The sequence below is a fragment of the Neorhizobium sp. DAR64862/K0K3 genome (assembly GCF_050500185.1).
GTDB classification, from domain to species: domain Bacteria; phylum Pseudomonadota; class Alphaproteobacteria; order Rhizobiales; family Rhizobiaceae; genus Neorhizobium; species Neorhizobium soli.
The window spans coordinates 433,148-446,344 of record NZ_CP191450.1 but is presented as its reverse complement, the minus strand read 5'-3'; the positions used below and the strand labels follow the sequence as shown (position 1 = coordinate 446,344).

General features: G+C 59.3%; 10 protein-coding genes. 4 read left to right on the top strand and 6 right to left on the bottom strand.

The genetic code is table 11. From position 1 onward, the window contains the following. Window positions 1-2: 2 nt before the first annotated feature. From ACQY1L_RS18905 to zwf, 5 genes are all read right to left on the bottom strand, one after another. A complete protein-coding gene (locus ACQY1L_RS18905; protein ID WP_199864876.1) occupies window positions 3-1,619 on the bottom strand; it encodes an ABC transporter substrate-binding protein in 1,617 nt (538 codons plus the stop codon). Between the two features lie 76 nt (window positions 1,620-1,695). Beyond that, complete coding sequence (locus tag ACQY1L_RS18900) at window positions 1,696-3,126, bottom strand: M20 family metallopeptidase (RefSeq protein WP_430245542.1); 1,431 nt, start codon at window positions 3,124-3,126, stop codon at window positions 1,696-1,698. 26 nt (window positions 3,127-3,152) lie between these two features. Next, a complete protein-coding gene (locus ACQY1L_RS18895) occupies window positions 3,153-4,961 on the bottom strand; it encodes a S9 family peptidase (protein WP_430245539.1) in 1,809 nt (602 codons plus the stop codon). Then, the gene (gene pip / locus ACQY1L_RS18890) at window positions 4,958-5,929 is read right to left on the bottom strand and encodes a prolyl aminopeptidase (RefSeq protein ID WP_430245537.1); all 972 of its coding nucleotides are present in this window, start codon (window positions 5,927-5,929) and stop codon (window positions 4,958-4,960) included. Before pip ends, ACQY1L_RS18895 begins: the two co-directional genes overlap by 4 nt. 349 nt (window positions 5,930-6,278) lie before the next feature. Continuing rightward, complete coding sequence (gene zwf / locus ACQY1L_RS18885; RefSeq protein ID WP_430245535.1) at window positions 6,279-7,790, bottom strand: glucose-6-phosphate dehydrogenase; 1,512 nt, start codon at window positions 7,788-7,790, stop codon at window positions 6,279-6,281. A 249-nt stretch (window positions 7,791-8,039) separates the two neighbouring features. On the opposite strand from zwf, the gene ACQY1L_RS18880 reads away from it, so the two are divergent. From ACQY1L_RS18880 to ACQY1L_RS18865, 4 genes are all read left to right on the top strand, one after another. Continuing rightward, window positions 8,040-9,338, top strand: a complete 1,299-nt coding sequence (locus ACQY1L_RS18880; RefSeq protein ID WP_430245534.1) for a Gfo/Idh/MocA family protein — start codon at window positions 8,040-8,042, stop codon at window positions 9,336-9,338. 112 nt (window positions 9,339-9,450) lie between these two features. Beyond that, window positions 9,451-9,888: a BA14K family protein gene (locus ACQY1L_RS18875; protein WP_062459505.1), complete on the top strand. Its 438-nt coding sequence runs from the start codon at window positions 9,451-9,453 to the stop codon at window positions 9,886-9,888. 247 nt (window positions 9,889-10,135) lie between these two features. Then, complete coding sequence (locus ACQY1L_RS18870) at window positions 10,136-10,654, top strand: YidB family protein (protein ID WP_113111516.1); 519 nt, start codon at window positions 10,136-10,138, stop codon at window positions 10,652-10,654. Between the two features lie 48 nt (window positions 10,655-10,702). Then, a complete protein-coding gene (locus tag ACQY1L_RS18865) occupies window positions 10,703-10,951 on the top strand; it encodes a hypothetical protein (protein WP_430245532.1) in 249 nt (82 codons plus the stop codon). A gap of 447 nt (window positions 10,952-11,398) precedes the next feature. On the opposite strand, the gene ACQY1L_RS18860 is transcribed toward ACQY1L_RS18865, so the two are convergent. Next, window positions 11,399-13,096, bottom strand: coding sequence for an FAD/NAD(P)-binding protein (locus tag ACQY1L_RS18860; RefSeq protein ID WP_430262109.1), 1,698 nt, complete (start codon window positions 13,094-13,096; stop codon window positions 11,399-11,401). Between the last annotated feature and the right edge of the window lie 101 nt (window positions 13,097-13,197).

Here is a 13,197-nt window from a genome sequence, read left to right as displayed (position 1 = left end):
CCTTACTTGGAGGCCATATCGTAGTAGACGCGGAAACCGTTCCAGGTCCAGTTCTGAACCTTATCGCTGATGCCGAGGATGTTATACATCTGGAACATGATCGCCGACGGCCCCTGCTGCATCGTGTCCTTCTGCAGCTGGTAGTAGATCTGGTTGCGCTTTTCCGGATCGCCTTCGAGAAGCGCCTCCTTGATCCGCTTGTTGAAGTCTTCGTTCTGGTAGGCTGAGCGCCAGGCCGGAATCTGCGTCAGCTTGGCTTCCGGGCGGTTGTCCGGATTGTAGATCAGGCGCGAGGCGTTGCCGTGCGCATCCGGTACACTGGTCTGCCAGGCGAGCATTCCAGTCTGGAATTCGCGGCCACGAATACGGGCAAACAACTGAGAATTGGCCATGCGCTCAAGGTTCAGTTTAACCCCGACCTTGGAGGCGTTCTGCTGGATGCTCTGCGCGATCGGCGCCGAGTGCGGCAGCGTGCCGATCAGCACGTTTGCCTCGAAGCCATTGGGATAGCCGGCTTCAGTCAGAAGCGCCTTGGCCTTTTCGATATCGAGCTTGAAGGGCTGGCCTTGTTCGGCATCGAGCGCACCGGTGGCGCCGAGCTGTGCAAAGCTTGCACGCGGCACGCCGAGATATTTCATCACCGACTTGCCAAGGCCGTCATAGTCGATCAGGTACCGCATCGCGAGGCGCACCTTCTCGTCCTTGAAAACCGGATCGAGCGCATTGAAAGTCCAGAAAAACAGCTGCGGCTTCAGGACACGTTCGACCTTCAGGCCGGGCTTGCCGTCGAGATCGGCCAGATCGTCCGGCGACAGGTCACGGGCGATATCGACGTCACCCTTCTGGAGCAGCAGGCGCTGGGTGCCCGGCTCGGCGACGTGGCGAATGAGCACGCGCTTGAGCTTGGCCGCCTTGCCGTAATAATCGTCGTTGGCTTGGAGTACGATAGATTCACCGGCATTCCATTGCACGAGTTTGTAAGGCCCGACGCAGGCGGTGTTGGTGGCAAGATACTTGTTGCCGAAATCGCCGTTGACTTCGTTCTTGGTCAGCGTCGCCTGATCCAGCAGCGCCGAAACGCGGTTCGCACCGATCGCCTGCAGGATGAGGTTGGTCGGATAGGGGTTGTCGAGCGTCAGGACAAGCGTGTTGTCATCCTTGGCAACGATACGGTCCTTCACCGTGTCCTTGGTGAAGCCGTATTCGGTCAGCGTCGCGGCGTTGCCGTAACCCAGCATCACGACGCGCTGCATTGACCAGGCGAGCTCCTTCGCAGTGGCGGCTTCGCCGCTCGGGAACTTCATGCCTTCATTGAGGTGGAAGGTGATCTGCTTGCGATCCTCAGACACGTCCCAGCTTTTCGCAAGCAGCGGCATGACCTTGGATTCATCCTTGGGATCGAAGTCGACAAGCGAGTCGCACGTGTTCTGCAGAAGCTCGTTGGTGACGACCTCGCCGACCTGAGCCGGATCGAAAGTGCTGATCGCATCGACATTCCATGCCATGACAAGTGCCGAAGCCGGCGTCGCAGCGTGGGCAGGCAGAGCAATCGAGGTGAGCAATGCAGCGGCAGTGGCGGCAATCGCCCTCTTATGCTTGGCAAAGTGTTTCGTCATCATGCTTTCAGTTCCCCTGTTTTTGAATCTTGAACGCTGATTTCAGGCCGAGGGCTTTTCCGCCCCCGGCAGTTGGATCTCAGGCAGCCTCTTTCGGGCGTGGCTGAAGCGGCGGATTGACGTCTTCCGGGATCGGGCAGACGTATGCCGTCTTGCCCAGGCGCGCCTGATGGTCGGCCTTGGCGGCTGCCAGCAGTTCCGCGTCTTCCAGAAGATCGATCGCCGTGCCGGCCATCATCTTGGCGGCATGGGTCATGCCCTTGTGCGCGGCCGGCGTCTTGCCCTGCGCCGTCACCTGCCAGGAATGACCCGGCGTGCCGATGGCAATCGTCGCCGTATGGGCTTGGACGGTCGGCATGATCCAGCTGACATCGCCGACATCGGTAGAACCGATCATCGGCTCGCCTTGGACATCGAGCGGCACGATGAAATCACAAAGCGGCGTTTCCTCGCGGCGCGGCAGGCCGGTGCGCAGATAGGCGTTGTCGATATCATCATCGCTCAACGTCGCCTGGATTTCAGCGGCAAACGCCTTGTCGGCGGCGTCGAAAGGCACAGGGCCAAGCCGTTCGAGAATGCGCTGCATCGCCTCTTCCAGCGGCCGGTTGCCGAGCAGATTGGAGACCGCGCTCATGATGGAGATTTCGACCGTCGTGTCGGTCATCATCGCCGCACCATGTGCCACGCGCTTCACGCGTTCGTTGAGGTCGAGCATGCCCTTGAGGTCACGGGACCGGATGGCGTAACGCACGGCTGACTTCGCCTGCACGACGTTCGGCGCGATGCCGCCGGAATCGAGCATGGCATAGTGGATACGGCTGGATTCCGGCACGTGTTCGCGCAGGTAGTTGACGCCGACATTCATCAGTTCGACGGCATCGAGCGCCGATCGGCCGAGGTGAGGTGCTGCGGCGGCGTGCGAGGCGCGGCCGGTAAAGCGGAAATCCATGCGCGTATTGGCAAGCGACTGCGCGCGGGCGACTTCGGTGAAGGCACTCGGGTGCCAGGTGATCGCCGCGTCGACGCCATCGAAAGCACCTTCGCGTGCCATGAAGGACTTTGCCGCACCACCTTCTTCAGCCGGGCAGCCGTAATACCGGACACGGCCCGGCGTGCCGGATTTCTCCAGCCAATCCTTGATCGCCGTCGCGGCAAGCATGGCGGCAGAGCCGAGGAGATTGTGACCGCAGCCATGGCCGTGACCGTTACCCGGCAGGGGTTTCGGCTCGGCGATCCCTGCTTCCTGGCTGAGGCCCGGAAGCGCATCGTATTCGCCGAGGATGGCGATGATCGGTCCACCCTCCCCCGCTTCGCCCATCACGGCCGTCGGAATGCCAGCGACATTCTCGGTGACCCGGAATCCCTGCTCGCGCAGCATGGCTGCGTGCTCGGCAACAGACGCATATTCGGTATAGGCGATTTCAGGCATTCCCCAGACGCGGTCGCTGAGCGCTTCGAATTCCGCCTTGTGTTCGTCGACGAGATCCCAGATCGGCTCGCTGTTCTGCATATCAAAACTCTCCAAGAAGGCTGCTGTTAAAGGTGTTTTTGTAGAAAACGGGCAAACGCGGAAAACACGGTGCGGCGGTTCTCCAGCCGGGCGAAACCATGCCCTTCATGGTCGATCCGCCGATAGTCGCAGTCATGTCCGAGGCCGCTCAGGCAGGAATAGACGTCTTCGCTTTGGCCCATCGGGACGCGCGGATCGCGGTTGGCATGGACGATCAGTAAGGGTGCCTTCATGCGGTCGATGCGGTTGATCGGCGAGAACCGCTCCAGTGCTTCGCGCATGACAGCCGGATCACCATACTCGGCAACCCGCTGCTGCCGTCCCCAGGGGCCGGTTGCGCGCAGATGGGTGAGGAAGTTTCCGACGCCGTAAAAATCCACGCCGAGCGACCAGAGGTCCGGATCTTCCGTCAACGCCGAAAGGACCATGAACCCGCCATAGGAGCGGCCGAACACGCCGATGCGATCGTCATCGACGTCGTCACGGGCACCGATCGCCAGCCTGATCGCCCGCAGATCGGACACGGTATCCATCCGGTTTTCGCGATCGTCGAGTTGATGGAAGGAGCGGCCATAACCGGTGCTGCCGCGAACGTTTGGCGCAACGACCATGACGCCCTGGCTCAGCAAGAACTGCACGTCGGCGCGAAAATCCGGACGCCACTGCATTTCCGGGCCGCCATGCACGATGAACAGCACGGGGTATCCCAGCAACGGAGGCGGCGATGCCGGAACGTAGACGCATGCCGGGATCAAGCGACCATCGAAGCTCTCAAAGCGCTCGACAACCGGTTCGACAAAGTCGCCGCCATCGAAGCCGTTCGTATGTGGCGCGACGAGTTGTTCGAACTGGCCAGTCGCGAGGTCGACCTTCCAGAGAGATGAGGGCTTCGACGCACTTTCCAGGGGGAAGACGAGCGACTGACCATCTGGCGTAAAGGCGACAGAGGTAATGACGCCGCTGGGTTGGTGGTCGAAACGGATTGAATTGCCACCATCGCGATCTGCGATGCCGATCCGGCTCCAGCCATCCTCGCTGACTAGGAAAGCGATGCGGTCCTGACCGGGAGACAGCGCCATCGCCTCGATATCGCAGCCTGAGAACTCCAGCACAGGCGTGGTCTCGCCGCCTTCGGCCGAAAACCTCGAGATGGCCATGAAGTCGCGATTCTGATCGCTGATCGTCAAACCACCGGTGCCATCCTTAAAAAGCCGGGCGGAAAGATAGCGCGCCTTGCCGTCATGAGGCATCAGTGGCGCAAGAGAACCGGTGGCCATATCTAGACGATAGATGTCCTGGTCATTGCCGGAGCGCAGCGATTCTCGCACCAGGAGCGACTGGCCATCCGGCATAAACGCAAGAACTTCTCGCATGCCACTGCCGACATGGACAACCTTCGTTTCGCGGCTCGCGATGTCGGTGACGTGGACGTCCATGTCATAGGGTGAACGAGCGTTGGAAGTATACGCAATACGCGTTCCCTCAGGCGACCAGGCTCCCCAAAGATGCACCACGGTCGTGGCGGATGTCAGCGCAACAGGCTCTGCCGTCAGGTCCGTGAGCAGCCAGAGCTGATGACGCTCATCGCCGCCACAATCCATTGTGAAGAGGATTTGCGGTCCCTTCGGGTTGAAGGCAAAAGCCCCGATGGGTTCCGGCATTTCAGTCAGCTGACGTGCCTGCCCTCCCGCAAATGGACGGATCCAGATCTGGTGAAACCCGGTGGCGTCCGATAGGTATGCAAGCCACTGCCCATCAGGTGATACCGCCGGCGATTTGACGGAGCCGATCCCGATGAATGGCAGGATCGCGGATGCGTCGATCGTTCTCGTCATCGATGGTTATGCTCCAGATTGAGGTCTCGGTTGTCGGCCAGCTGGTGCGACAGCCTCTCGGATGCGGCCTTGAGCTCGTCGAAAAGCGGGCCTTTGGTCGACTGGTGGTTGGCTTCCGTAACGATGGTGAAGCCGGCTTCGGGCCAGGCTCGATGCAGCCGCCACGCTGAAAGCATCGGCGTCACCGTGTCGTAGCGGCCATGCACGATCTGGCAGGGAAGATGCCGGATGCGGTCGATATCGACGAGCAGCTGCCCCGGCTTCAGAAACGCACCGTTGACGCAGTAGTGGGTGAAGATGCGGGCGACGGCGAGGGCCGCCTTGGGATCCATTAGCGCGGCGACATGGGCAGGATCCGGCAGGAACGTCTGCGTCTTCGCTGAAAAGCCGCGGAGGCTCAGTGCGGCGGCGGCTTCTACCTGCGGGTTTCCGCTCGTCAGGCGGCGGTGGTATGCCGATTGCAGGTCACCGCGTTCGTTTTCCGGAATGAAGTCCGCGAACTCCTCCCATTCCTCGGGAAAGATCGAGCGGACACCGTTAAACCACCACTCGATATCGTCCGGGCCGGCCAGGAAAATTCCGTGCAGGCGAAAGCCGAGGCACCGTTGCGGATACGCCTGTCCATAGGCAAGTGCCAGGCAGCTGCCCCAGGAACCGCCGGCGACCACCCACCGTTCGATACCGAGCGCCGTGCGGACACCCTCAATATCTTCGATCAGCGCATCGGTCGTGTTTGCGGTAAGCTCGGCATGAGGGGTAGATTTCCCTGCGCCCCGCTGATCGAAGGTGATGATGCGGAACGCAGAGGCATCGAATGTCTTGATCTGCTGTGGCGAGATGCCGGCACCTGGCCCTCCATGCAGGATGACGACCGGAACACCGTCTTTGCTCCCGAATTCCTCGACATGCAGGACGTGCATTTCGTCAGCTTGCACGAGATAGGTAAGGGGCTGTTGGCTTTGAGGCATTTCGATAAGCACCACGACAACGTCGAATATGCATAAATTTTATGCATGTATAAGATTTAATCATGATGTCGCGGAGTGGCAGACACGTCCAATGAAAATTGGTGATGGGCCATTCCATAGCGGAATAGTTTGACCGCGTAAGCTTCGTGAGAAGGTGTCCTTCAACTGCGAGCACTAACGGAATTGGTCCCGTTGTGGCTGCCTCGGCCGCTACCCGCCACTCATCGTATCAACAGGATGGGTTCATCGCGCACGGCATTTGATAACTTCGAAAAATTTCGAAGACCTGTGGAAAACAAAAACCAGTCGGGCTTCGAGACACCGACGGTCTTCACACAAAATCACCGCTTCACTTCCTCTGATGCAGCACCACCCCGAGTTCATGCCACTCACGACCGTCTTTGCGGATAAGGTCATCGGCTGAGGCTGGGCCCATGCTGCCGGGGGCGTAGGGTTCTGGAACCGAGCCGTCTTCTGCCCAGGCGTCCAGGAAAGGCTGGACGGCAGCCCATCCGGATTCGATGCTGTCGGCGCGTTGAAACAGCGCCTGATCGCCGATGAACAGGTCGTAGATCAGGGATTCGTAGCCCGTCGTGTTGCCGATGTCGAACCTGTCGGAATAGCGGAAATCCAGTGTCACCGGCACTGTCTCGACGGATTGGCCGGGGCGTTTGATCGAGATTTCCATGCTCATCCCTTCATCCGGCTGAACCTGGATGACGAGCCGGTTGGGCGGCAGACGACGCGTCACGTCCGTTTCGCGAAACTGGGCAAATGGGACCTTGTTGAACGTGATGACGATTTCAGTGTCGCGGGCGGTCAAAGCCTTACCCGTCCTCAAGTAGAACGGTACACCGGCCCAGCGCCAGGTGTCGGCATAAAGCTTGAGGGCCACATAGGTTTCGGTCCGACTGTCGGGCGCGACATCCTTGGTGTCCCGGTAGGCTGACAACGACTTGCCGCCGAGATCGCCCGAACCATAGGCGCCGCGCACGCTGTTTGCGGCAGCCTCTTCAGCCGAATAGACACGCAGCGCTTTCAGCACCTTGCCCTTCTCGTTTCTAATAGCCTCGGCATCGAAACTGTTCGGCGGTTCCATCGCGATCATGGCCAGCAACTGGAACAGGTGGTTCGGAACCATGTCGCGGAGAGCACCTGTCGCATCGTAGAACTTGCCGCGACTGCCGACATCGACAACCTCCGCCGCCGTGATCTGAACATGGTCGATATAGGTGTTGCTCCACAGGCCCTCGATGATCATGTTGGCAAAACGGGCCGTCATCAGGTTCTGCACAGTCTCCTTGCCGAGAAAATGATCCAGCCGGTAGACCTGGGTTTCCTCGACATTCGACAATATACGGGTATTGAGAGCCTTCGCCGAGGCGAGATCGGTCCCGAAGGGTTTCTCGATCGCGACGCGCCGGAAGCATGTCTCGGTTTCCTGCATCAGGCCATGTACTGCCAGCTTCTCGACGATCGGTCCGAACAGAACGGGCGGGACGGCGAGGTAGAAAGCAGCATTTGCCGACGATCCAAGCCGCGTTTCAATCGCCTGATAGATATCATCCCTGGTGAAATCGCCGCTCATATAGGAAATGCGGGATCGCAGACTGAACCAGGCGTCGTCTTTGCGGGTAGGCTCTTCGCCGTCTGGGCTGAGATGGGTGAGGAACTCATCGAGCCGACCGCGCAGAAATTCGTCGTCGCCTTCATCGATCCCGACGCCGAGGATAGCGAGATCGTCTCCGACCAGGCCGCTGCGTGTCAGGTTGATGATCGCCGGAATGAGCAGGCGACGCGTCAGGTCGCCGGTGGCGCCGAAGATGACGAGAGTAACGGGCGGTGCTTTTTTCGGGATCACGCATAGCTCCTTCCATGAGGTCCTCACGGGGATATAGGCTTCTCGGTGCAACCAGCAATTCTCGAAAGGGAAATAGAGGCGAGTTGCGAGAAGGGTCGGCGCCGCGACGACTTGGCATCCACGCGCCGACGAATACTCACACCGGACCCGCATACCCAAGCCACCTTCCGCATCCGACAAACGCAAAATGCAAAGGAACATCGGCGAAACGGCGTTGTTTGTGAGGCGGCGAGCAATTTGGAGACCGGCATGGATCAGGCAAGCGCTTTCAACAGACGCAATCTTCTGAAACTTGGAGCCGCAGGCGCAACGGGGGTGGTGTTGTCCACGACGGTTGCCGGCGCTCAGAGCTACCCCGCACCGACGCAGGTGGACACCGGCATGGTCGAGGACGGCAAGGTCAAGTTCCCGGAATGGCGCGGGCCCGATGAGACCCCGAGCGGAAACCCGTCAGCGCCGCTTCCTCCGGAAGATAGGGTCGGCTTTGCGGTCGTAGCTCTCGGTCGTCTCAGCCTCGAAGAAATACTTCCCGCCTTTGGCGAAACGAAAAAATCGAAACTCGTGGCACTCGTGTCCGGAACGCCGGAGAAGCTATCGGCCGTCGCCCGGCAATACGGCATCGCTGAGGATGCCTGTTACGATTACGAGAGTTTCGATGCCATCAAGGCCAATCCCGACATCAAGGCCGTCTACATCGTTCTGCCCAACAGCATGCATCGCGAATATGTCGAACGGGCAGCGCGGGCAGGCAAGCATGTCCTTTGCGAGAAGCCCATGTCGATCAGCTCGGCGGACGGGCAGGAAATGGTCAAGGTTTGCGAAGAGCAGAACGTCAAGCTGATGGTGGCCTACCGCATCCAGTACGAAGCCGCCAATCTCTACCTCGCCGAAAAAGTCCGCAGCAAAGCCTATGGCCGCCTTGTCGGCATGTCCGCGATCAACGTTCAGACGGTTGCCGAAAACGGTGCCGAGCAATGGCGGCACAAGAAGGCTCTTGCCGGTGGCGGATCACTCCCTGACATTGGGCTTTACTGCCTGAACACCGCACGCTTCCTCACAGGTGAGGAACCGGTCGAAGTCATGGCGACGCAATACAGCCCCGAAGGTGACCCTCGCTATGCCGAGGTCGAGGAAACGGTCTCGTTCACCTTGCGCTTCCCATCCAATTTCATCGCCAACTGCTTCACCAGCTATGGCGCGCGAGACGACAAGCATCAGCGCCTCAATTTCGAAAAGGCCACCGTGGATATGGCGAACGCCTACAAATACGACGGCCAGAGCCTGACTGTCACCGAACTGGACGGCGAAAAGTCCGTGCAGAAGAAGGTCGAGATCGCGCTCAACAACCAGTTCGCAGCCGAGATCGACCACATGGCGACCTGCATCATCGAGGACCGCAAGCCACGAACGCCCGGCGAGGAAGGTGTGCAGGATCATGTTGTGATGGAAGCAATCTACGAGTCAGCGCGATCGGGAGCGCCCGTGAGGCTCCATGCCCCAGACCGACTCGACGCCTTCCGCGGACCACCAGCTGCGGTCGAACTCTGACGCCGGTGTTTGCGCAAGCGCTTGTGTCGTGGACGTGTTCACAAGTTCAACCAGCGCTCTACCCATACGGGAGATTCGCCCTATCTCCGTTTTACAACAATGAAAGAGACAGATGAAAAAGCTCGCAATTATAATCATTTCGATCATGACCGCGTTTACCGGATACGTGCCCGCGCAGGCCATGCCGAAGGCAGCGATTACCGCGGCTGCACCGGCGGCTGACGTCCAGCAGGTTCAGTACCGCAACGACAACCGCCGTTACGTCCCCCGTGGCGAGCGTCGATACAACAATCGCTATGATCGTCGTGACCGCTATGATCGCCGCAACCGTTACAGCAACCACCGCCGCCATGACCGTCGCTACGACAACCGTCGTCGCAACAACACCGGCGCCATCATCGGCGGATTGGCTGCAGGTGCCCTCATCGGTGGTGCGATCGCTTCGCAGAACCGCAACGGCAGCAGCAGCTGCGCAGCGCGTTACCGCTCGTACCGCGCTTCGGACAACACCTACCAGCCGAACTCGGGCCCACGCCGGGTTTGCCGCTAACATCTTCACCGGTGCGTAAATGACTGACCCCGCCAGCAATGGCGGGGTTTTTCGTTTTTTGGACCACACCAGTGGATTGGTGGCCGCGTCACCTCACCTCACCTTAGAAGTTATCCCTAACCCTCCCCCCGCAGCAAATGTTCGGCCAACGGGTTCCCGTGCAGGAACCTCGCAGCCGACTGGTCGTTTGCTTTGCATGAAGCCTTAACGCCATCCCGGCTATGGCTGCGAAATCGAGGAGAACACCATGGCAAGCGGTCAATTGAAAGCACTGCTCGGCGTACTCGCCGTTGCTGGATTTCAGAACAGGGACAAAATCGCGGAGCTCCTACGGGGCGTGAACAAGACCCAATCGGCTGGAGCGAACACCGCTCCGGAGAACAGTCCCCGGCAGACAAGTGGTCTTGAGGATCTGCTCGGCAAGCTTACGGGCGGCAAGGAAGCAGGCGGCCTTGGCGGAATTCTGGGAGGACTTGCGTCCGGCGGTGTCTTGAGTGGTGGTCTGGGTGACCTCCTGAAAACCTTCCAGCAGAACGGATATGGTCAGAAGGCCGAATCTTGGGTCAAGCCCGGATCCAACGAGGATATCGATGGGGATCAGCTTGCCGAAGCGATCGGACCCGAAGTTCTCGATGAACTGGCAGCGAAAACAGGACTGTCGCGAGATGAGATACTTGCGCGGCTGAGCAAGGATCTTCCCCGCGCGGTCGATGAGCTGACCCCGGATGGCAAGGTCCCCGCAGACGACCCAACATCGACAGTGTGATTGGAAGGGGCACCATCCCTTCATCCTCAAGCAAAACGGTAGATCCCTATGAAACTTTCAGACGATGCGCGTTCCATCCTGGTGTTTGCGGCCTATCATCAACTCCTCAGCGGTGACCCCGTAAAGGAAGTCGTTCTGGACGATGGTGCTGGTCATCACGCAAGCTCGAAGGGCCAGGCAGAACTCGAAGACGGCGGCCTCATCCGCATCGACGGAAAAAGAGCGAAGATTACCGACGAAGGTCAAAACGTTCTCGCAACTGTCATCGATGCCATTCGAAACGCCACGGCGGGTTGAAGCAGAGAATAAGCTCAGCGTTTGAGGGCCTGGTTTTCTTCGACGATCCGACTTCCATCTCAAGAAACAAGCCTCTGCTCTCAGGATGAGACAGAGGCTTCGTTGCGTTCCCCTTCGGTCAGTCCTGAAGGTTTCTCGTCCGACACGCATCTCAGGGGAGCCCTGCTGCTCGTGATCCGCAGGTCCGGGTCACAGCCGAGAGATTGCCGGCCACGCTGACGCCGGTCGGCTCGATCGTGCTGCTATGATGCTTCGGTTCGTCATCGCTAAAGGTTGTAGGCGTGCCTCTCCGCTGCCGTATAGGTAGAGTGGTTTCAGTTGGCATAATCAAAAACCCCACACCGTCAGCGAGAACCGCGTTATGGTCGAGGTGAGCAGGCATTGAAATCCCGACTCGAGAGGCGGGATTATCACTTCAGTCGACCAACGCTCACCAGCACGCAGATCCTACGCTGCGATCTCAGCCGGCGCCTGTGCACGAGCGGATGACCTGACGCGGCGGCTGCGGACCGGTCTTGTCACCTCGGCAATGATGGATGCTGCAACGATCTGTCCGAGTTCGGCAGCACTTGTGATGCCCTGGATGAACGGACGTTTGTGGAGAAGATATGAGACAGCCGGAACGTACAGTCGCCTCACCGGTCGCACGCCCGCGATCAGCGGTCGGCACTGGTCGTCCACGTCAATCCCGCCCGTACGGCGGTGATTGCCAATGGCTGTCATCGTCTTTGCCTCGGATATCAGCCCTCGTTCGATAAGGGATGGGAATGGCAGGTCGGTCGCCGACAGAGTTTTCTGGCCCGTGGCGTCGATAAACGTATCGAAGCGCATGGTGGTACCGCCGATTTCGACGGTAGCGCCCCGTTCAAGACCTTCTTTCACGATCTCCGAGTCATCGCCAAGGGCAACGATACCAAGACAACCGCTCCGATGAAGCGCAAGTAGTCGCTCGATCGACAGGTGCGGAACGGTCGCATAGTCGTCGGCGAAAATGCTCTTGAAGTTCCGGTTGAACCGGCAAAGGTCGTCAGCGTTCATAAAGCCAACCGCCGTCTCGATGATCTCATGGGTAATGAGAATGGCGTAGCGCCACGGAACAGTATGCTTCTGGGCATAGTTCCGCTTGGCTTCGGCAAGGTTGGACGCCGCCCACTCGAAAGGGTCTTCTTTGTCGCGAACCCCGTAATACGCAACGGCGAACGTGTCGACGGTCAAGCCGTCTAGACCGATGGCCTTGGAATAGTCCGGATCGGCAACAGCAAGTTCCTGGCGAAACAGCTCGAAAATGTCATCGAGCAGTCCGCTGCTGCCAAGCGCGATGCGGTCATCGACCGCCTGCTGCGTGCAGATCTTCGGCTCAAGATAGGGGATCGGAAAATAGAAATCGGCTTCGGGAAGAAGACCCTTGCGCGACATCATCACGATATCAAGAGCCCGGCCGTCCGCGTTGACGGAGTACTTCAGTTCGCCACCCTTGCTTTTGGTGAATTCACCGAACTTGGTCGCGACCGTCATGACGGCATCGATCGCACTCAGCGAAGTCCCCAAAATTCCGATCTTGCCGCTCGGGATGCTCTGCAATGCGGTTGCGGGCCATGGCGCCTCAAAGAAGCCGGGCGACGTCTCAGGTTCGGACGGAAAGCTATGTCCTGTCGCAATGACGACGTAATCGAACAGCGCCTCTGCGCCGCCGTGTTCAGGGCTCAGGCACAATTTGAAATGATCACCGACAGGCTGAACGTCGTCAACGGCTGCGTTCTCAAACACGTCGATCGTATGCCTGGAGGCCCGCGATGCGTCGATGATCGCGTCGAACTGAGATCTGAAATAATCGCCAACCACGACACGCGGATAGAATGCACGGTCTGTGATTTCCGAGCGAGCAACACCGATCTCGTTCAGGTACTCGTCGGACTGGAGTGCCAGCCAGTCGTGGAGCATCACCGGCAGAGCCGGCACCTCGATGCTCGGTATATTCGACAGCATCGCGAGGTCGTTGATGCCCCGCTGGTAGGGTGTTCCCTTGCCGGCGACGTCGGTTCGCTCGAAAATTGCGATATCCAGGGAGGCGCTGCATTTCACGAGGTCCTGCAGTGCGAATATGGCTGTCGGACCCGATCCAATAATGGCTACGCGTTTACGCATCTAAATCTCCTGCCCCGCGGAAAGCGGCGCACATTGAGAGAACAACCGACATCGAAAGATGTTCCCCATCTGTCCAGACTGAGCAAACAGCAACGAGCCGG

Bases quoted from the DNA above. Each gene is read 5' to 3' on its own strand.
- ACQY1L_RS18880 (WP_430245534.1), top strand. From the start codon at position 8,040: ATGGATCAGGCAAGCGCTTTCAACAGACGCAATCTTCTGAAACTTGGA.
- ACQY1L_RS18905 (WP_199864876.1), bottom strand. From the start codon at position 1,619: ATGATGACGAAACACTTTGCCAAGCATAAGAGGGCGATTGCCGCCACT.
- ACQY1L_RS18870 (WP_113111516.1), top strand. From the start codon at position 10,136: ATGGCAAGCGGTCAATTGAAAGCACTGCTCGGCGTACTCGCCGTTGCT.
- pip (WP_430245537.1), bottom strand. From the start codon at position 5,929: ATGCCTCAAAGCCAACAGCCCCTTACCTATCTCGTGCAAGCTGACGAA.
- ACQY1L_RS18875 (WP_062459505.1), top strand. From the start codon at position 9,451: ATGAAAAAGCTCGCAATTATAATCATTTCGATCATGACCGCGTTTACC.
- ACQY1L_RS18860 (WP_430262109.1), bottom strand. From the start codon at position 13,096: ATGCGTAAACGCGTAGCCATTATTGGATCGGGTCCGACAGCCATATTC.
- ACQY1L_RS18865 (WP_430245532.1), top strand. From the start codon at position 10,703: ATGAAACTTTCAGACGATGCGCGTTCCATCCTGGTGTTTGCGGCCTAT.
- ACQY1L_RS18895 (WP_430245539.1), bottom strand. From the start codon at position 4,961: ATGACGAGAACGATCGACGCATCCGCGATCCTGCCATTCATCGGGATC.
- ACQY1L_RS18900 (WP_430245542.1), bottom strand. From the start codon at position 3,126: ATGCAGAACAGCGAGCCGATCTGGGATCTCGTCGACGAACACAAGGCG.